Origin of the sequence: Microbacterium sp. NPDC079356, assembly GCF_049545465.1 — a bacterium.
Lineage (GTDB): Bacteria > Actinomycetota > Actinomycetes > Actinomycetales > Microbacteriaceae > Microbacterium > Microbacterium gawkjiense.
This window is the reverse complement of record NZ_JBMWDN010000005.1, coordinates 158682-177994: the sequence shown is the minus strand read 5'-3', so window position 1 is coordinate 177994 and position 19313 is coordinate 158682. Positions and strand designations below refer to the sequence as shown.

At 71.2% G+C, this 19313-nt stretch carries 18 protein-coding genes; 9 read left to right on the top strand and 9 right to left on the bottom strand.

The window, feature by feature from the left end:
• Positions 1-9 precede the first annotated feature (9 nt).
• Entirely contained in the window at positions 10-1320 is a 1311-nt protein-coding gene (locus ACPEH0_RS12500) for a UDP-glucose dehydrogenase family protein (protein WP_366214310.1), read from the bottom strand.
• Between the two features lie 158 nt (positions 1321-1478).
• Between ACPEH0_RS12500 and ACPEH0_RS12495 the strand changes: the two genes are divergently transcribed.
• Entirely contained in the window at positions 1479-2042 is a 564-nt protein-coding gene (locus ACPEH0_RS12495) for a hypothetical protein (RefSeq protein ID WP_366214309.1), read from the top strand.
• A gap of 1 nt (position 2043) precedes the next feature.
• Here the strand turns inward: ACPEH0_RS12495 and glmS are convergent, their stop codons facing one another.
• Positions 2044-3894: a glutamine--fructose-6-phosphate transaminase (isomerizing) gene (gene glmS / locus ACPEH0_RS12490; protein ID WP_366214308.1), complete on the bottom strand. Its 1851-nt coding sequence runs from the start codon at positions 3892-3894 to the stop codon at positions 2044-2046.
• A 164-nt stretch (positions 3895-4058) separates the two neighbouring features.
• Here glmS and ACPEH0_RS12485 point away from each other — a divergent pair, with 164 nt between their 5' ends.
• Complete coding sequence (locus tag ACPEH0_RS12485) at positions 4059-4556, top strand: CAP domain-containing protein (RefSeq protein WP_311861595.1); 498 nt, start codon at positions 4059-4061, stop codon at positions 4554-4556.
• Between the two features lie 73 nt (positions 4557-4629).
• Positions 4630-5091: a VanZ family protein gene (locus tag ACPEH0_RS12480; protein ID WP_366214307.1), complete on the top strand. Its 462-nt coding sequence runs from the start codon at positions 4630-4632 to the stop codon at positions 5089-5091.
• Position 5092: 1 nt separating this feature from the next.
• On the opposite strand, the gene coaA is transcribed toward ACPEH0_RS12480, so the two are convergent.
• Entirely contained in the window at positions 5093-6040 is a 948-nt protein-coding gene (gene coaA / locus ACPEH0_RS12475; protein ID WP_366214306.1) for a type I pantothenate kinase, read from the bottom strand.
• Between the two features lie 120 nt (positions 6041-6160).
• Between coaA and ACPEH0_RS12470 the strand changes: the two genes are divergently transcribed.
• Positions 6161-7735, top strand: coding sequence for a cellulase family glycosylhydrolase (locus tag ACPEH0_RS12470; RefSeq protein WP_366214305.1), 1575 nt, complete (start codon positions 6161-6163; stop codon positions 7733-7735).
• Between the two features lie 32 nt (positions 7736-7767).
• Here ACPEH0_RS12470 and ACPEH0_RS12465 read toward each other — a convergent pair whose 3' ends face one another.
• A complete protein-coding gene (locus tag ACPEH0_RS12465) occupies positions 7768-8661 on the bottom strand; it encodes an SDR family oxidoreductase (RefSeq protein WP_366214304.1) in 894 nt (297 codons plus the stop codon).
• Between the two features lie 157 nt (positions 8662-8818).
• On the opposite strand from ACPEH0_RS12465, the gene ACPEH0_RS12460 reads away from it, so the two are divergent.
• The 3 genes from ACPEH0_RS12460 (at position 8819) to ACPEH0_RS12450 (ending at position 12059) form a co-directional block, all read left to right on the top strand.
• Positions 8819-10180 carry an alpha/beta fold hydrolase gene (locus ACPEH0_RS12460; RefSeq protein ID WP_366214303.1) on the top strand — a complete coding sequence of 454 codons (1362 nt, stop codon included), beginning with the start codon at positions 8819-8821 and terminating at the stop codon, positions 10178-10180.
• The gene (locus ACPEH0_RS12455) at positions 10177-11748 is read left to right on the top strand and encodes a GMC family oxidoreductase (RefSeq protein WP_366214302.1); all 1572 of its coding nucleotides are present in this window, start codon (positions 10177-10179) and stop codon (positions 11746-11748) included. The genes ACPEH0_RS12460 and ACPEH0_RS12455 overlap by 4 nt, the downstream gene beginning before the upstream one ends.
• Positions 11749-11915: 167 nt before the next feature.
• Positions 11916-12059 carry a hypothetical protein gene (locus ACPEH0_RS12450; RefSeq protein WP_197471646.1) on the top strand — a complete coding sequence of 48 codons (144 nt, stop codon included), beginning with the start codon at positions 11916-11918 and terminating at the stop codon, positions 12057-12059.
• 17 nt (positions 12060-12076) lie between these two features.
• On the opposite strand, the gene ACPEH0_RS12445 is transcribed toward ACPEH0_RS12450, so the two are convergent.
• The 3 genes from ACPEH0_RS12445 to ACPEH0_RS12435 form a co-directional block, all read right to left on the bottom strand.
• A complete protein-coding gene (locus tag ACPEH0_RS12445) occupies positions 12077-13894 on the bottom strand; it encodes a hypothetical protein (protein WP_366214301.1) in 1818 nt (605 codons plus the stop codon).
• Between the two features lie 54 nt (positions 13895-13948).
• Entirely contained in the window at positions 13949-15100 is a 1152-nt protein-coding gene (locus tag ACPEH0_RS12440) for an acyltransferase family protein (protein ID WP_253035339.1), read from the bottom strand.
• Between the two features lie 187 nt (positions 15101-15287).
• Positions 15288-15458 carry a CsbD family protein gene (locus tag ACPEH0_RS12435; protein ID WP_064003284.1) on the bottom strand — a complete coding sequence of 57 codons (171 nt, stop codon included), beginning with the start codon at positions 15456-15458 and terminating at the stop codon, positions 15288-15290.
• Positions 15459-15641: 183 nt separating this feature from the next.
• Between ACPEH0_RS12435 and ACPEH0_RS12430 the strand changes: the two genes are divergently transcribed.
• Positions 15642-17105, top strand: coding sequence for a glutamate--cysteine ligase (locus ACPEH0_RS12430; protein WP_366214300.1), 1464 nt, complete (start codon positions 15642-15644; stop codon positions 17103-17105).
• A 33-nt stretch (positions 17106-17138) separates the two neighbouring features.
• Here the strand turns inward: ACPEH0_RS12430 and ACPEH0_RS12425 are convergent, their stop codons facing one another.
• Complete coding sequence (locus ACPEH0_RS12425; RefSeq protein ID WP_366214299.1) at positions 17139-18545, bottom strand: HNH endonuclease signature motif containing protein; 1407 nt, start codon at positions 18543-18545, stop codon at positions 17139-17141.
• 179 nt (positions 18546-18724) lie between these two features.
• Here ACPEH0_RS12425 and ACPEH0_RS12420 point away from each other — a divergent pair, with 179 nt between their 5' ends.
• The gene (locus ACPEH0_RS12420; RefSeq protein WP_366214298.1) at positions 18725-18964 is read left to right on the top strand and encodes a hypothetical protein; all 240 of its coding nucleotides are present in this window, start codon (positions 18725-18727) and stop codon (positions 18962-18964) included.
• Positions 18965-19006: 42 nt separating this feature from the next.
• On the opposite strand, the gene ACPEH0_RS12415 is transcribed toward ACPEH0_RS12420, so the two are convergent.
• Positions 19007-19246, bottom strand: coding sequence for a hypothetical protein (locus ACPEH0_RS12415; protein WP_423719476.1), 240 nt, complete (start codon positions 19244-19246; stop codon positions 19007-19009).
• Positions 19247-19313 lie beyond the last annotated feature (67 nt).

The following is a 19313-nucleotide window of genomic DNA, read 5'->3' as shown; positions in this document are numbered from 1 at the left end:
GCGCATCGGTCAGGGGCGACCCATCCCGTAGTACGTCCAGCCGGCGGCGCGCCACGCGGCGGGGTCGAGGGCGTTGCGGCCGTCGACGACGACGCGGCCGGCGGCGAGGGATGCCGCGTGCGCCGGGTCGAGCTCGCGTCGGTACTCGTCCCACTCGGTGACGAGGATGACGGCGTCGGCACCGGTCAGCGCCTCGTCGCGGTCGGCGACGTAGGTGAGCTGCGGGTGCTGGCGACGGGCGTTCTCGATGGCCTCGGGGTCGGTGAGGGTGACGTTCGCGCCGAGCCCGTGCAGCCGGACGGCGACGTCGAGACCAGGGGAGTCGCGGATGTCGTCGGAGTGCGGTTTGAAGGCGGCGCCGAGCACGGTGACCTTCTTTCCGTAGACCTCGCCGCCGAGGCCCTCCTGGACGAGCTGGACGGCGCGCTCGCGGCGACGCATGTTGATCTCGTCGACCTCGCGCAGGAACGCGACCGACTCACCGCGGCCGAGTTCCTCGGCGCGGGCGGAGAAGGCGCGGATGTCCTTCGGCAGGCAGCCGCCGCCGAACCCGATGCCGGCGCCGAGAAACCGGCGACCGATGCGGGCGTCGTGGCCGATCGCGTCGGCCAGCATCGTGACGTCGGCACCGGCGACCTCGGCGATCTCGGCCATCGCGTTGATGAAGCTGATCTTCGTCGCGAGGAACGCGTTCGCCGACACCTTCACGAGCTCGGCGGTCGCGTAGTCGGTCACGATGAAGGGCGTGCCCTTTGCGATCGACGGGTGGTAGACCTCGCGGAGCACCTGGGTGGCGCGCTCGCCCTCGTCACCTGCGGGGACACCGGCGACGAGGCGGTCGGGGTCGATCGTGTCCTGGACGGCGAACCCCTCGCGCAGGAATTCGGGGTTCCAGACGAGGGTCGCGCCCGTCGCGCTGACGCGGGGAGCGAGGGATGCGGCGGTGCCGACCGGAACCGTCGACTTGCCCGCGACGATGTCGCCCTCGGACAGGTGCGGGAGGAGCGCGTCGACGGCCGCGTTGACGTAGGTCAGGTCGGCCGCGTAGCCGCCCTTGACCTGGGGCGTGCCGACACCGACGAAGTGGACGGCCGCGCCCGCGGCGGCGGCGAAGTCGGTCGAGAAGGACAGTCGACCGGAGGCGATGCCCTCGGAGAGGATCTCGGACAGGCCGGGCTCGAAGAACGGCGCCTCCCCCGCGGCGAGCGACGCGATCTTGCGCTCATCCACGTCGATGCCGACCACCTCGTGGCCGATCGAGGCCATGGCCGCGGCGTGCACGGCGCCGAGGTAGCCGCATCCGATGACAGAAAGTCGCATTGAAAAAGTCCCTCCACAACGAACGCCGTGTCGTCGACGCCCCGGTCGTGTCTACCAGATTCCGGTCACGATGTTTTTTCGCCGCCGTGTCGTCGCGCGTGCGGATCGTGTGGACGGGCCGGGTCCGACACGTGACGCCGCGGGCTCCTGTCGCTATCGTGAGCGCAACCGCACCGTCACTTCCGCCTGCGCACACCGACGCGCCCGCGTACACGCCCGACGACCGCGTCGCCCCCGAGGATCGTTCGCTCCTCTGGCCGGACGCGCACCTCCTGGCCGCGCCGCCGCCGGGCTACGAGCCGCTCGAGATGCCGGAGGTGTGGGAGCCGGATGCCGCGCCGGCGGCGCCCCTGCAGCCGTGGCCGTACGCGCCGTATGCGCCGACCCGGCAGCAGCCGCCGGAATCGGAACCGACGCCGGCGGCCGGTCCCGTTCCGGGCTACGTCATCTCGGTGCCCTACGAGGGGTCGCCGGCCCCGGCCGCGACGCCGCGCGCTCCCGCGGGACCGGCGACGCCGAGGAGCTTCCGGGACCTCCGCACCGGTCCGCTCGCCGGCCGGGACTTCGGGTCGATGCAGGAGTTCGCGGTCGCGGCCGTGCTCGAGGCGGGCTATGCGCAGGCGGACGTCGCGCGGCTGTTCCGGTTCGCGCCGTGGCAGCTGCGCGCCTGGGTCGACGAGGCGCGGAACGCGTCGTTCGGGCCGGGACGGAACCCGGCCTGACTCACTCGACCGTGACGGACTTCGCGAGGTTGCGCGGCTGATCGACGTCGAGGCCCTTCGCCGTGGCGAGACCCATCGCGAAGATGTGGAGCGGCACGACCGCGAGCAGCGGCTCGAAGAGCGGACCGGCCAGCGGGATGCGGAGCACCTCGTCGGCGAACGGGAGGACGGCGGCATCCCCCTCTTCGGCGACGGCGATCACACGAGCGCCGCGGGCGCGGATCTCCTGGATGTTCGAGACGACCTTCTTGTGCAGCTCACGCGAGGCCCGCGGCGACGGGACGATGACGAAGACCGCCTGACCGGGTTCGATGAGCGCGATCGGGCCGTGCTTGAGCTCGCCGGCCGCGAACCCCTCGGCGTGGATGTAGGCGAGCTCCTTGAGCTTCAGTGCACCCTCGAGGGCGATCGGGTACCCGACGTGGCGGCCGAGGAAGAGCACCGACTGGGTGTCGCCCATCCACCGCGCGAACTGCTCGATGTGCTCCTGCTCGGTCTCGAGGACCCGTGCGATGCCGGCCGGGACGGCCTCGAGCTGGGCGACCGCGTCGCGGGCGACCTCCGTCGCCAGCGACCCGCGGACGCGTCCGATGTGCAGGGCCAGCAGGTAGAGGGCGGTGATCTGGGCGACGAACGCCTTCGTCGAGGCGACGGCGACCTCAGGACCGGCGTGCGTGTAGACGATCGCGTCGGACTCGCGCGGGATCGTCGCGCCCTGCGTGTTGCAGATCGACAGCGTCTTGGCGCCCTGCTCGCGGGCGTACTTGACGGCCATGAGGGTGTCCATCGTCTCGCCCGACTGCGAGATCGAGACGATGAGGGTGTCGGGGCCGATGACGGGGTCGCGATAGCGGAACTCGTGCGCGAGCTCGACGTCGACGGGCACGCGCGTCCACTGCTCGAGCGCGTACTTGCCGACCATTCCGGCGTACGCGGCGGTGCCGCAGGCGACGACGATGACGCGGTTGATGCCGAGGAACAGGTCGTCGAGGCCGTCGAGCTCGGGGATGACGACCGCACCCTCGTGCAGTCGGCCGCGGAGCGTGTTCGCGACGGCTTCGGGCTCCTCCGAGACCTCCTTGGCCATGAACGACGACCAGCCGCCCTTCTCGGCGGCGGACGCGTCCCAGACGACCTCGAACGGCTCGACCTCGACGGTGCCCCCGGCGAAGTCGGTGACCTCGACGCCCTGCGGCGTGATGGCGACGATCTGGTCCTGCCCGATCGCGAGGGCGTTGCGGGTGTGCTCGACGAAGGCGGCGACGTCGGAGCCGAGGAAGTTCTCCCCCTCGCCCAGCCCGATCACCAGCGGCGAGTTGCGACGCGCGCCGACGACGAGGCCCGGCTGGTCCTGGTGCATCGCGAGCAGCGTGAACGCCCCCTCGAGGCGGGCGACGACGGCGCGGAAGGCGGCGACCAGATCGTGGGATGCCGCGAACTCCCGCCCGAGCAGGACGGCGGCGACCTCGGTGTCGGTCTCGCTGCGGAACGTGTAACCCTCGGCGAGGAGCTCGGCCTTGAGCTCGGCGAAGTTCTCGATGATGCCGTTGTGGATGACGGCGAGCTTTCCGTCGTCGGCGAGGTGCGGGTGCGCGTTGACGTCGGTCGGTCCGCCGTGCGTGGCCCACCGCGTGTGGCCGATGCCCGTCGTGCCGTCGGCCATCGGGTGCGCGGTCAGGTCGTCGCGGAGCACCTGGAGCTTGCCGGCGCGCTTGCGCATGTCGAGGTCGCCCTCGCGGTCGATGACGGCGATGCCGGCGGAGTCATAGCCGCGGTACTCGAGACGGGCGAGACCCGAGAGGAGGATGGCCTGGCTGTCCCGAGGCCCCACGTATCCGACGATTCCACACATGCGCTCCATGCTAGGTGCGGGCGGCTGGGACTCCGCCCCCCGGCGGGGCGCCGGGCGCGTCGCCGTCGGCAACGGCAAGGTGTGGTGCACGAAACATGCGTTTGGTACCTATGGACTTCTGCGTCCCCAGCGCGGCCGTGCCCCCACACGATGGAGTTCCCCCCATGTCCGCATCCCCTCGCGTCCGACGACGGTCGGCGCTCGCCCTCACCGCGGCCCTCGCGCTCGCCCTCTCCGTGCTGCCCGCCGGCACGGCGTCGGCGGCCGTGTCGACGTCCTGCACCGGAACGACCCAGTCCGCTGTGCAGAAGCGGATCCTGGCCGACGTGAACGCCGCCCGGAAGGCGAAGGGCAAGTCCGCCCTGTCGCTGAACTCGGCGATGTCGACCGTCGCGGTGAACTGGTCCGGCAAGCAGGCTGCCGCCAACCGGATGAGCCACAACCCGTACTACGCATCGCAGATCCCGAAGGGATGGACCCGCGCGGGTGAGAACGTCGCCTTCGGGTACACCCCGCAGAAGGTGACCGCCGCGTGGATGGGATCGACGGGTCACCGCGCCAACATCCTGGGTTCGTACAACCGCATCGGGATCGGCGTCGCGTGCTCGTCGAAGGGCCTCCCCTATTACACGCAGGTGTTCGGGTACTACCCGGCGCGGTGACGGGCGCGGGCGCCCGCGCGGCCCGTAGACTCGCGCTCACGTCGCAGCGTCGCGTCACCCCCGAGGAGGACCGATGCCCGACACCCCGCCCCCGCTGCCGCCGGGGACGCCGCCCCGCCCGCCGCTTCCCGCGCGGGCGCGGCGACCGCCGGCATCCGTCCCCGTGCTCGTCCTGGCGGGGTACCTGCTCCTGCTCGCGGTCATCGCGTTCTGGCCGACGCCCGTCGACGCCGATGTCGCCCCGCTGATCGACGCACTCTCGCGGCGCCTGCCCGCGATCACGCGACCCCGCGTCGAGTTCGCGGCCAACGTCGCCCTGTTCGTGCCGTTCGGAGTGCTGCTGCCGCTGATCCTGCGCCGCTCGCCCGAACTCGTGCTGCCGATCGCCCTGGTCGCGACCGTCACGATCGAGTGCGGGCAGGCGCTGCTGCTCAGCCACCGGGTGCCGAGCGTGCTCGACATCGTCGCGAACGTGACCGGAGCGAGTATCGGGATGCTGGTGCTCGCCCTGTGGCGCCGGATGCGGCGCGCCTGAGTCAGAGCTTGCGCAGGCGCACCGTCTCGACGGTGTGGTCCGCGGCCTTGCGGAGGATGAGCCTCGCACGGTGGCGGGTGGGCTCGACGTTCTCGACCAGGTTGGGGAGGTTGATCTCGTTCCAGTATCCGAGCGCGCGTGTCACGGCCTCGTCGTCGGGGATGTCGGCGAAGACCTTGAAGAACGAGTGCGGGTTCGAGAACGCCGCTTCGCGGAGGGCGAGGAAGCGGTTCACGTACCACTGCGCGATGTGGTCGTGGTCGGCGTCGACGTAGATGGAGAAGTCGAACAGCTCGCTGACGGCGATGTCGTGCGGGTTCGGCGCCGAGGCGAGGACGTTCAGCCCCTCGACGATGATGACGTCGGGTCGACGCACGGTGACATGGGCGTCGGGGATGATGTCGTACCGCATGTGCGAGTAGTAGGGCGCCTTCACCTCTACCTCGCCGGACTTCACCGCGAGCAGGAACTCGACGAGCGCGCGGCGGTCGTACGACTCGGGGAAGCCTTTGCGGTCCATGATCCCGCGGCGTTCGAGCTCGGCGTTGGGGTAGAGGAAGCCGTCGGTCGTGACCAGCTCGACCCGCGGGGTACCCGGCCAGCGGCTCATCAGCTCGCGGAGCAGTCGGGCGACCGTCGACTTGCCGACCGCGACCGATCCCGCCACCGCGACGATGAACGGCGTCGTGGCGTCGTTCTCGCCGACGAACTCCGCCGTGTCGGCGCCGAGCCGTTTGGTCGCCGAGGCGTACAGGGACAGCAGCCGGCTCAGCGGCAGGTAGACCTCGCGCACCTCGGTGATGTCGAGGCGGTCGCCGATGCCGCGCAGCTGCACGACCTCGGTCTCGGTGAGGGGCTGCTCCATGCCGGCGGCCATCCGCGCCCATTCGGCACGGGGGATCTCGCGGTACAACGAATCGTTCGTCGTCGGCGTCTCGTCGGGGGACATTGCGGCAACTCTAGCCGTGCCGCCGTCGCCCCTTACGCGCGCGCGTGCGGGTCCGCGTGCCGTACCCTGAGATCCGGTGTTCCGACGCGGCGATTCTGCCGCTCTCGACGGGGGTTTTCCATGTTCCGACGCGTGCTCGCGGTCGCGACCGCGCTCGTGCTCGCGGCATCCCTCGGCATCGCCGCGACACCGACGACGGCGGATGCCGCGACGGCCCCCCTGTCGTGGCTGAAGACCAACGGCAACAAGATCCAGTACGTCTCGACCGGCAAGACGTTCACGATCCGCGCGACGTCGTGGTTCGGCATGGAGACCGAGACCTGCGCGCCCCACGGACTGTGGTCGATCTCGCTCGATCAGGGCATGGCGCAGATCGCCGGCATGGGGTTCAACACCGTCCGCGTGCCGTTCTCGAACGAGTGCCTGGCGAAGAAGTCCGTCGGGTCGGTGAACACGGCCCTCAACCCGAAGCTCGCGGGCGCCTCGACGCTGACGGTATTGGATGCCGTCGTCGCGACGGCGCGCAAGTACAAGCTGCGCGTGATCCTCGACCGGCACCGCCCGGGCTCGGACGCGCAGTCCGCGCTCTGGTACACGGCGCGCTACTCCGAAGCGAAATGGATCTCGGACTGGAAGGCGCTCGCGAAGCGCTACAAGGGCGAGCCGACCGTCTTCGGGTTCGATCTGCACAACGAGCCGAGCGGGAACGCCTGCTGGGGGTGCGGCGTGCGGTCGCGCGACTGGCGCGCCGCGGCGATGCGGGCGGGTGACGCGATCCACGCCGTCAACCCGAAGCTGCTCATGATCGTCGAGGGCGTCCAGTACGGCGCCGACGGCAGCAACTCCTGGTGGGGCGGCAACCTGACCGGCGTGAAGACGAAGCCGGTCACCTTGAAGGTGAAGAACCGGGTCGTCTACTCGCCGCACGAGTACCCCGCCTCGGTGTTCGATCAGACCTGGTTCTCCGCGAAGAACTACCCCGCCAACCTCACCTCGGTGTGGGACAAGCAGTGGGGCTACATCTCGCGGAAGAACATCGCTCCGGTCTTCGTCGGCGAGTTCGGGACGAAGCTGCAGAGCGCGTCCGACAAAGCGTGGATGAAGAAGCTCGTCGCCTATCTGAAGGATCGGCGCATGAGCTGGGGGTACTGGTCGTTCAACCCGAACAGCGGTGACACCGGCGGCCTGCTGAAGGACGACTGGTACACCCGCGAGAAGACGAAGCTCGCGGCGCTGAAGCCGATCCTGACGCCGAAGAAGGTGCCGTACCCGGCGCCGCCGGTACCGAGCCAGCAGCCGCAGCCGAGCCAGCCCTCGCAGCCGCAGCCGTCGCAGCCCCCCGTCGTCGGCGGGACGTCGAGCGCGTCGTCGAACGGGGTGTCGGCGACGCTGACCGTCACGAGCGCGTGGCAGGGCAAGTACCAGGTCGGGCTCTCACTGACCGCACCGTCGACGGGCAAGGTGCGGTCGTGGACGGCCTCCTGGGCGTCGCCGGGGGCCAGCGCGATCGACAACGCGTGGGGCATGTCGTGCACCGTCGCAGGGGCCGGTTCGTCGTCGGCACGCATCACATGCCGCGGTTCCGAGTGGGGTGTCGCCAACCTGACCAACGGGGCACGCGTCGACGTCGGCGTGATCCTCAGCGCGCCGCAGCCGCCCGCGAAGCCGAAACTCTCGCTCTCGGTCAGCCGCTAGCCCCGGATTGGAACGCGCCGGGCGTCTGACGGTCAGGGCGTGACCATGCCGCCGTTGACGTTGAGGGTCTCGCCCGAGACGTAGCTGGACTCCGCCGACGCGAGGAACACGAAGGCCGGTGCGACCTCGGCAGGCTGTCCGGCGCGCTTGTACTCGTTCTCCTCGTCGAACGCGCGCATCTGCTCGTCCGAGACGCCGTCGCTGACCTGCAGCGCCGTCCAGACCGGACCGGGGGCGACGACGTTGACCCGGATGCCGCGGGGCGCCAACTGCTGTGCGAGACCCTTCGACAGGTTGTTGACCGCGGCCTTCGTCGCGGCGTAGTCGAGGCGGTCGGGCGCGGGCTTGTAGGCCTCGAGCGAGGCAGTGCTGATGATGGATGCCCCGGGAGGCATGTGGACGAGGGCGGCCTTCACGATCCAGAAGAAGGCGAAGACGTTGGTCGCGAACGTCTCGCTGAATTGCTCGTCGGAGAGGTCCTCGACGCGCTCGACCGCGACCTGCTTGCCCGCGTTGCTGACGAGGATGTCGATGCCGCCGAGGAACTCCGCGGCCTCGGCCACGAGTTCACGGCACTGCGCGCGGTCGCTGATGTCGGCGACGATCGCGTGACCGCGGACGCCCGCGTCGGCGATGACCTGCAGGACGTGATCGGCATCCTCCTGCTCGTCGGGCAGGTGCACGATGACGACGTCGGCGCCCTCGCGCGCGAACGCGATCGCCGCCGCCGCGCCGATGCCTGAGTCGCCGCCCGTGACGAGCGCCCGGCGCCCGCGCAGCCGCTCCGAACCGCGGTACGTCGACTCGCCGAGGTCGGGGACCGGCGTCATCCGCGCCTGCACGCCCGGCTCGGGCTGGTGCTGCAGGGGCGGCTCGACACGCGGGTACCGGGTGACGGGATTGTCGAACGTGTACTGATCGGTCATCGCGCCACCGTAGGTCGGGATGCGGCATCCGTTCGCCCCCTTGCCAGCGACGGCTTCTGGTGTAAGCGGGGGGTGGCGGGGGCGCCGGGATGATCGCAGGTGCCCGCCCCGGGCGCAAGCGTTCTGCCGAGGTGGGCGCCGTTCCTAGAGTGAGGCCGTGTCGAGCGCCCCCTTCCCCTCCCCCGAGTGCACCGTCTTCTTCCTGCCCGGGTTGGGGTTGGATGCCGCCGCTGCCGACGCGATCATCGCCGCCGCCGACCCGCGTCTGCGCATCGTCGGGATCGACCTGCTGGATCGCGGACGGGCGGCGTCGGTGGACGACCTGGCCGACACGGCGCTCGAGCGGATCGCGGCCGCGTCCGACGGCGGCCCGTTCCTGGTGTGCGGGCACAGCCTCGGCGGCAAGGTCGCCGCGCGGGTGATGGCCCGCGTGCTCGCGGGCACCGAGCCGGTGTTCGGGCTCGCGGGCGCCGTGCTGCTCGCCCCCTCTCCCCCGACGCCCGAGCCGATGCCCGACGACAAGCGCGCCGAGATGCTCGCGACGGCGCATGGCGCTCACCTCTCGCGCGAGGATGCCGCGGCCTTCGTCGCCGCGAACGTCGCCGCCTCGCTCGCCCCCGAGGTGCACGAGGCCGCCGTCGACGCGGTCGTGCGACAGCCGGCATCCGCTTGGCGCGACTGGCTCACCGCGGGAAGCCTCGAGGACGCGACCGGACTCGTGGGCGTGCTGGATCTGCCCGTGGTCGTGCTGGCGGGGACGGAGGACGACGCGCTCGGCGCCGACGCGCAGCCCGGGCTGATCGCCGATGTCTACCCTCGGGCGCGGGTCGAGCGGATGCCGGGGGTCGGCCACCTGCTGCCGTACGAGGCTCCCGAGCGGGTCGCCGCCGTGCTCGCCGAGCTCTGGGACGCGATCCGCACGACGGCGCCGACGGTCCTCGCGGAGTGGGGTCGGGTGATCGCGTCGTCGCGGGTCGACGTCGCGGTGCGGCGGACGCTCGCGCACCGCGCGATCGCGGATGACCCGCGTCGCGTGCCACGCGCCCTCACCGACGCGCAGGTCGGGACCCTGCGCGAGCTGGCCGCACGGATCGTGCCGCAGCACGGCGCCGCCGTCGACCTGGCCGCGCGGATCGACGACATGCTCGCCGACGGCGGCGGCGACGGGTGGCGGCCGGCCGGATCCCCCGTCGACACCGTCGCGTACGCGCTCGGGCTCGACGCGATCGCCGAGGTGTGGCCGAGCGACGCCGCCGAGCAGCGCGCGTTGATCACTCGGCTCATGACCGACGGGATGCCCGCGGCGGGTCTGGGGGCCGACGGCATCCGCTCGTGGTTCGAGGATGCGCGCAACGACATGCTGCGGATGTGGCTGTCGCACCCCGCGTCGCTCGCACGGATCGGGTTCGACGCGTTCGCGGTCGGCGGGACGGGTCCGCGACCCGTGGGGTGGTCGGAGATCTCCGCCGGGAGACGCGAGTCGTGGGAAGCGGCCGAGCTCGGGGAGGGGGCGGCATGAGCGGCGATCGTCGCCGGGTGACCGACGCCCCCGGCATGCAGCGATTCGACACCGACGAGGTCGTCGACGTGGTCGTGGTGGGCACGGGCGCCGGCGGTGCTCCGCTGCTCGCACGGCTGGCGCAGGCGGGGCTGCGGGTCGTGGCGCTCGAGGCGGGGCCGGACTTCGCGCCCGCCGAGTTCACGCCCGACGAGCTGGAGTCCACCAAGATCAACTGGATGTCGGACCGGCTGAGCGGCGGCGCCGACCCGACGGCGTTCGGACCGAACAACAGCGGCTACGGGGTCGGCGGCAGCACGCTGCACTGGGGTGCGTTCACGCCGCGGCCCGATGCCCGCGACCTGCGGCTGCGCTCGGAGACCGGCGAGGGCCGGGACTGGCCGATCGATCACGCCGAGCTGATCCGCTACATCGAGCGGGTGGAGTTCGACATCGGGGTGAGCGGCCCCGAGCATTACCCGTGGGATCCGTCGCGCCGGTACGCCTATCCCCCGGTGCGCCGCAACGGGTCGTCCGACGTGATGATCCGCGGCTGCGACGCACTCGGCATCACCGCGACCGACGGCCCGGCGGCGATCCTCACGCACGACCGCGATCAGCCGCATTTCGGCGTGCGGTCGGCGACGCTCGACAACGGCGACATCCACCAGGGCGACCGGTTCGGCGCGAAGGCGACGACCGCGAACACGTACCTGCCCGCCGCGGTGGCGGCCGGTGCCGAGGTGCGCCCGGACGCATTCGTCCACGGGATCGAACGGGATGCCGCCGGCCGGGTGACCGCGGTCGTGTACCGCTCGGACGGGGTCGAGCGGCGGCAGCGGTGCGCCGCGCTCGTGCTGGCGGCGGGCGGCGTGGAGACGCCGCGGCTGCTGCTGCACACCGGGGTCGGCAACGCGAACGGCGTCGTGGGGCGGGGGTTCATGGCGCACGGCGGCGTGCAGGTGTGGGGCCGGTTCGACGAGCCGATCCGCGCATACCGGGGCTACCCGTCGTCGATCATCAGCGAGGACTTCGTGCGCCCCGCGGATGCCGACTTCGTGGGCGGGTACCTGCTGCAGAGCCTCGGCGTGATGCCGCTGAACTTCGGCACGCAGCTCGTGCGCGGCGCGGGGCTGTGGGGCGACGAGCTCATGACGGCGGTCGACGAGTACCCGTACAGCGCGGGTGTCGGCATGAACGGCGAGTGCCTGCCCGACGACCGCAACGCGCTGACGCTGAGCGACGAACTCGCCGAGGACGGGATGCCGCGCGCCGAGATCTCGTTCTCACAGGGAGAGAACGAGCGGGCCATCGACCGGCACGGCGTGGCCGTCATGGAGGGAATTTTGCGGGCGGCGGGGGCGCGCAGCACGCGGGTCACGCAGCGCTCGTGCCACACGCTCGGGACCGCGCGCATGAGCGACGATCCCGAGGACGGCGTCGTCGACGCATCCGGTCGTTCCCATGAGGTCGACAACCTCTGGATCTGCGACAACTCGACGTTCCCGAGCGCCTTGACCGCGAACCCGGCACTGACGCAGATGGCCCTGTCGCTGCGGACCGCCGACCTCATGCTTGCCGCGCGCTGAGGTCGGCCGGTCGCGTCGCCCGCGTTCGCCGTGACGTTCGCGGATGCAACAGATCCACCCCGACACGCCGACCCCCGACCGCAGGATGCCGCGTGTCGCCCGGCATCCATTGCATCCGTGAACGCGGCAACGCGGCGACACCCGCCCCCAACCCGCAGGGTCCCGTTATGTCAGCTCGCTCGTCGACCCGTCGTCGTCGCAAACGGTCTGCTCCGAAGCCGCCGGGGCTGCCCCGGTGGGCGTATGCCGTGCTGGTCGTGGTCGCGCTCGGCGCGCTCGCGCTGGTCGTCGCGGCGCTGCTCGAGTACTGATCCCCGAGTACTGATCCTCAGCCGACGCGCGACGCCCGCGGCGTCCACCACGGCCGCCGAATCGGCGCGGCCGCGACGACGAGCTCAGGGCTGAGCGGCACCGGCACCTCGAGCACGACGACGTCGTCGCGCTGGTAGATGCGCGACCCGACGCCGAGCACGACGATGCCGCGCAGCTCGGGGCCTCCCGCGGGGAGACGGTCGAGCACTCCGCGCGACCACGTGCGGACGAGCAGCGCACCGTCGACGACGTCGATCGACAGCCACACCTCCTTCGCCTCGGAGTGCTTGATCGCGTTGACGAACCCCTCATTCACGACGGTCGCGACGCGGCGTGACAGCGCCGGGTCCTGCAGCGCGTCGACCGCCTCGGGCGAGATCTCGCTCGACACCCCGAGCACCGTCCGCCACGTCGCGACGAGCTCGAAGAGGTCCTCGTGCGCCCCCTGCAGGGTTCCCTCGAGCGCGGCCGAATCCGTCTCGGCGATGAACGCGAGTATCGAGTCGAAGGCGGCATCCGTCTCCCGCCGGAACGTCTCGATGTCGTCGGGCGTGAGCTCCCACTCGTCGGCGGCCGCGGCGAGCAGCACACACCGTCCCTGCACCCGCCCGTGCAGCACGTGCGCCGCGTTCCGCAGCGGGCGGCGGGCCGACGCGGTCTTCGCGGTCAGGGTGCGGGCGACGAGGCTCAGCACCGCTTCGAGGCGATGGGCGCTGTCGGCGGCGCGGGCGATCGCGTCGGTGCACGCGGCGAGCGCGAGCGCGACGAGCGGCAGCGAGATGAGGGGCACGAAGCGGGTCGGATCGGCCGGTCCGAGGATGACCCACGCGACCGCGGTCATCGCGATGCCGGCTGCGAGCCACACGCCGACGAGGATCCGTCCGCGTCGTGCGGGGGCCTTGCCGGGGGCGAGCCACCGGATGACGGCGTCGGCCGCGAGGGTCACCGGCGCTCCGGCGAGGATCGCGGCGAGCGCCGCCCACGGTCCGTTCGACTCATACGCGTACGGCACGGCGCCGACGAGGAAGACGAAGCCGGTGAGCAGGTACGGCGCGGGGCGGAGCATCGTCAACGCAGACCGGGACGGCGGCTCGATGGCGTGCTCACCGGTGCCGCCCTCGACGGCGCGCAGGTCGAGCCCGGCGCGTTCCTCGAGACGGTGGCTGGCGGTGCGCACCTCCTCGGAGTATGCGCGGGCCGCGGCGAAGTCGATCGTGCCCGCGAGCATCTCGTCGCGGCGGCGACGCAGTCGCGAGACGAGCGGGGCGAGCTCGGCACGGTTCTCGGATTCGAACCGGGCGAGACGCCGGCGGCCGGCGGTGAGCGCGGCGATCGCCTCGGTGAGTCGCCGGCGCGAACCGCGGGTGAGCTCGATCGACCGCACCGTCATCGCGATGATCGACAGGCCGGCGAGCCAGACGAACACGTTCGACCCGATGCGCGCGCCGATCCCGTCGAAGTCGGGCACCCCGTCGTACAGCCCGACGTAGATGGCTTCGTTGACGAACGGGCGGATGCCGGCGGCCACCGCGACCGCGGTGAGGACGAGGATGCCGCGGTGCGACGCGCGGCGCAGTCGCCGCTCGGCGAGCGCGACCGGGACGAGCAGCACCGCGAGCGCCGCCCACCCCAGGAATCCGACGGACACGACGTGGGCCACCCCGGCGCCCTCGTCGATGTGCTGGAACGGGGCGAGGACCGTGACCGCGATGAGGATGCTGATCCACAGCGCCGCGGGCGAGAAGAAGGCACCGCTGGTCACGGCATCCCACCACACGTGAGCGCCGAGACCGATGCGTCGCCGAGCGACGGGTGCGGGATCTCCCCCGGCCATATTGCGTCTTTCCCCAGCGGGCCCGGGTCGGCCCGGCGTCAGTCTAGCGAGGGGTCAGGCGCGGTGCGCGTGGACGTCGGGCGCGATGGGCGCGTGCGGCTGCGGCCGCTTCTTCGTGCGCGCACGGACGAAGTCGCCGACGCGACGCGACAGCTTGTGGCTCGGGATCTCGACGATCTTGAAGAACACCCACGACAGCGGGATCGACAGGACGGCGCTGACGAGGGCGGCGATGCGCAGGTTCTGGTCGCCGAACAGGTGCGCCATCGAGATCACGACGGGCTCGTGCACGAGGTACAGGCTGAACGAGATGAGCCCGAACCACTGCATGACGCGGCTCTCGAGGAAGCGGCGGAAGATCGGGACGACGATCGCGGCGATCACGGCGACGACGGCGCCGATGGTGGTGACCGCGTCGAACGGCTTCACGAGGAAGCGGAGCGACTCGAACGGGCGGATGAGCCACGGCGAGACGAGCAGGATGGGTGCGGCGAGGAGGAGCAGCGCCTGCGTGCCGCGGCTCGGCTTCCACGCGCGGATGGTCGGCAGCCAGGTGGCGATGACGACGCCGATGAGGAACATCGGCAGGTACACGAGCGCACGGTTGCCGAGGGTTGCCGAGACGCCGATGCCGACGACGGCGGCGATCGCGAGGATCCAGTTGTACCGGGCGAACCGGACGCCGAGGAAGACGAACACGGGCAGCAGGAACGAGAACGCGATCTCCCACTGCAGCGACCAGAGCGGGCTGACGAGGTCACCGGTGCCGAACAGCAGGGTCGCGTCGCCCCAGATCGCTTCGGGGCTGACGGGCTTGCTCGTGATGTCGAGCCAGGCGCTCTCCATGCCGCGGTCGCGCGGGATGATCAGCACCCAGCCCAGGTAGACGATGATCGCCGCCCACACCGGCAGGTAGAGGCGCAGGAGTCGCTGCGGGTAGTAGCCGACCCATGAGAAGTCGCGGCCCTGCTTGAGCACGGGCAGCGTGAGCACGACACCGCTCAGGACGAAGAAGATGAAGACCGCGCCCGCGCCGTCCCAGAAGATGTGCAGCGGGCTGTAGGCGAGCAGCTCGGGAAGGCCGTTCTCGGCGCGGCCCTTGAGATAGGGCTCCGCGAACAGCGGGAACGTCAGCATGATGTGGTGCACGAGGACGATGAGCGCGGCGAGTCCGCGCAGACCGTCGAGCGATGTCAGCCGTTTCATGGATCTCCCGGGACGCCCGCCGACGGCCGTGGAGGGGGGGGAGATCACGCGTCGCGTCGGGGAGAACGTCGAGTGAAGTGTACGTGAACGGGTGTGGCGGGCCCCGGCATCCGCCTGTGAGTCGTCGGATGCGGGGTGGGATGCCGAACGCCCGGGTCCGTGGCGAGCCCGGGCGTTCGGTGGGGGCTTACTTGAACGCGTCCTTCACGTTCTCGCCGGCCTTCTTGAGGTTGGCCTCGGTCTGGTCCTGGTGGCCTTCGGCTTCGAGGCGCTCGTTGTCGCTCGCCTTGCCGGCAGCTTCCTTGCCCTTGCCGGTGAGGTCCTGTGCGGCGTTCTTGATCTTGTCGTCGAGTCCCATGATCTGGTCCTTCCGTCGATCTTTCCGGAAGCGGCGCGTTCCGGGACCACCCACGCTAGGCAGGGGCCGGATGCGAGCCAACCCCTGGCTATTCGCGGCGTGATGGGTTACCGCGTCATGGTCGACGGGGCGCGGGTTGTCAACGCCCCGGCGGGCGGCGGTGTCGCGACCTATCGTGGCGGGGTGGGAGAAGAAGTCGAGAGCCAGGAGATCACGGGTGCGGACCGCACCCTTCATCGCGAGAAGATCCGTCGCAACCTCGACGTGTTCGAGCGGATGCTGCGCGAGGCGCGCTTCGACACGGATGACCCGATGACGGGTCTCGAACTCGAGTTGAACCTCGTCGACGCCGTCGGTGACCCGGCGATGCGGAACGAGCAGGTGCTGCGGGCGATCGCGGACCCGGCGTTCGTGACGGAGCTGGGGCGTTTCAACGTGGAGATCAACGTCCCGCCGGCGAAGCTGCGCGAGGGCGGGCTGACGACGTTCGAGGAGGGTTTGCGCGAGCGGCTGAACGAGGCCGAGGCGCGGTCGGAGGACCTGGGTGCGCATCTGGTGATGATCGGCATCCTTCCCACGTTGGCGGAGCGGCATCTGAGCCGGAGCACGTTGAGCGCGGATTCGCGGTACGACCTGTTGAACGAGCAGGTGCTCGATGCGCGCGGCGAGGATCTGGCGATCTCGATCGCGGGGCCGGAGCGGCTCGAGACGACGGCCGACTCGATCGTGCCGGAGGCGGCGTGCACGAGCACGCAGTTCCATGTGCAGACGTCGCCGGCGCAGTTCGCGGCGTATTGGAACGCGTCGCAGGCGATCGCGGGGGCGCAGCTGGCGGTGGCCGCGAACTCGCCGTACCTGCTGGGGCGGGAGCTGTGGCGGGAGTCCCGCATCCCGCTGTTCGAGCAGGCGACCGACACGCGCAGCGAGGAGTTGAAGGCGCAGGGGGTGCGTCCGCGGGTGTGGTTCGGCGAGCGCTGGATCACGTCGGTGTTCGATCTGTTCGAGGAGAACGTGCGGTATTTCCCTGCGCTGCTGCCGATCGTCGACGATGAGGATCCGCTGGAGGTGCTCGAGGCGGGCGGGGTGCCGTCGCTGGCGGAGCTGAAGCTGCACAACGGGACGGTGTACCGGTGGAACCGTCCGGTGTACGACGTGGCCGACGGGATGCCGCATCTTCGCGTCGAGAACCGGATCCTTGCGGCGGGGCCGACGGTGGCGGACACGGTCGCGAACGCGGCGTTCTACTTCGGTCTGGTGCGTTCGCTCGCGGAGGATGAGCGGCCGGTGTGGTCGCGGATGCCGTTCGCGACGGCGCGCGAGAGCTTCCTCTCGGCGGCGCGCGACGGCATCGACGCGCGGCTGTCGTGGCCGGGTGTGGGCCACGTGCCGGCGACCGAGTTGGTGCGCGACACGCTGCTGCCGCTCGCCGCCCAGGGCCTGGACGCGTGGGGCGTGTCGACTGCGGAGCGCGACCGGTATCTCGGGATCATCGAGGGGCGCTGCGCGACGAAGACGAACGGTGCGGAGTGGTTCGCGAAGCGGATGCGGGCCCGCACCGGCATGGAACGTGCCGACGCCCTGCGCGCCACCCTTCTGGAGTACCGCGAAGCGATGCACACGAACGAGCCGGTCCACACCTGGTCGTAACCCGCGCCGCACCTGCGCGCCGCGACACGCACCTCACGACGCCCGCGCCCGCACCCCGGCGGTGCGCCATCCCGCGCGGTCGGGCGGCGGATCCCACAGCCACCGCAGCGGCGATTTCGACCGGAGCGGCACGGGCTCCCGCCCGCTGCCGAGCGGAGCGTGCAGCACGAACCCGGCCTCGACCCGCTCGATGCGCCACCCGTTGTTGTGCAGGAGCAGGTGATGGAACCGGCAGAGCAGCACGCCCTCGTCGGTGTCGGTCCTCCCACCCTCGGACCACGGCACGCTGTGGTGCGCTTCGCAGTACGACGGCGGTCGTTCGCACCCGGGCCAGAGGCATCCCCCGTCGCGGGCGGCGAGCGCGACCCGCTGCGCGCGGGTGAACAGGCGCTCGTCACGTCCGACGGCGAGGGGTGCGCCGGCGGCATCCACCTCGATGCGGATGCGGCCGCCGGTGCAGTGCGCGCGGTCGACGACCGAGCCGGGCAGGGCTGAGCCGCCGTCCTCGACGATCCCGGTCGCTCCGTGACGCCCGAGGCCGTCGCGGGGCGCCTCGGTGACGATGACGCGCACGCCGGGCTCACGCGCTCCGAACACGTCTTTCGCGGTGGCGAGCGCGCCCGCGCGCAGGACGTCGACGAGCACGTCGTACGAGAGCTGTTCGTTCGATCGCGCGTCGTCGACGAGCGCGGCGGCCTCGGCGCGTTCGGCGTCGGTCATGAACCTGGGCCCGCCGCGGCGGGGGCGGAGGGCGGCGTCGAGGACGCTCCGCATCCACGGCCCCATCTCGTCGTCGAAGACCATCGATCCTCGGGAGAACCCGTCGCCGTCGGTCCAGAGCCGGAACGCCCTGCGCTCGAAGCGCCGCGCGAACCGCTCTTCGGCTCCGGCGGGGTCGAGCATGTCGCGCAGTGTGCGCGCCTGCGCGGTGAGTTGTTCCACCGACCACTGGTCGGCCTCGCCGGCGAGCCGTTCGGCTCCCCTGGCCCACACGGCCGCAGCTCCCGGCGTCGGCGGATCGCCGAGCCCGGTCAGGATCGCCCCGTACTGCGCCGACGACAGCGCCCCGTCGTAGAGGAGTCGATCGAGCGCGCCGTGCCACCCGGCATCCCCCGCGCCCATCAGCGCCTCACCCACTCGCACGGCGCGCGTCGCCTCGGCGCGCGTGATGCCGGTGGTCGCCTGGATCATCTCGACCGGCGTGCGATGCCCGGTCTCGGCGCTGAGCCCACCGCTGCCCCGCTCGCGGCTCGATCGCTGCGCCGCGACACCGGCGAGCACCGCCTGCAGCACACCGATTTCACGGGCCACCCGCCCCGCGCGGGCGATGAGCGTCCTCACCGTGTCGTCATCGAGACGACCGACGGATGCCGCCAGGTCAGACGTGTCGACGTCGAGCGCATCGAGGGCGGTGAGGCCCTCGACACTCTCTTGCAGCATCGTCCCGAATGGCATATCTGTACGATGCCACACCCCTCCGACATTCGTACACGTGTTCCCCGATCTGTGGATAACCGACTGGCCCACCGTCGTGCAGGCCCTGCGAACGCGGTGGTCACCCGCGAGCGGCGACAGCACAAGTCGTTCGCGATCGAGTTGGCCGGTGAGGATGCGAGGGCGTGGCGCGGTTCCGGGTGTCCGGCAACGACCTCGCCGTCTTCCCGTGGTGGGTGGGGCACATCGGCGATGAGACGCGCAATATCCCGCGCTCGGCCTGCGGGATCGTCGGTGCGCGGGTGCAAACGCGCCCTCTCGCCGAATGGACGCCGGAGGAGTTGCACGCCGCGGTGCTGGCCGCGCTCCGGGACATCGCCGCACACGGCGACGGCCGATGCGGTTGCGGCGAGGCGATCCGCTGATCCGAGCGTCTCGCCTTCTCGCGAGACCACCGCACCCGGCGCCTACCCCGCCACAGCCTCCGTCTGCACGTTCCGCTGCACGCGCCGCTCGGGTCGCAGCTTCATCGCGTGGCGTTCGAGCAGGAACCAGCTGGCCGCAGCGAGCGGCAGGGTCAGCAGGATCGACAGCGCCCCGGACATGAGCGATCCGTTCCAGTAGCCCGGATGCGGCACGTTCAGGGGCGTGCCGGCGATGCTGTGGTCGAAGATCCGCAGCCCCGCGTTCTGCAGCACGTGCTTCACGTTCTCGAACGAGATGACGTCGAGGTAGCTGCGTCCCGTGACGAGTGCGGTCGTGATCGGGGCGATG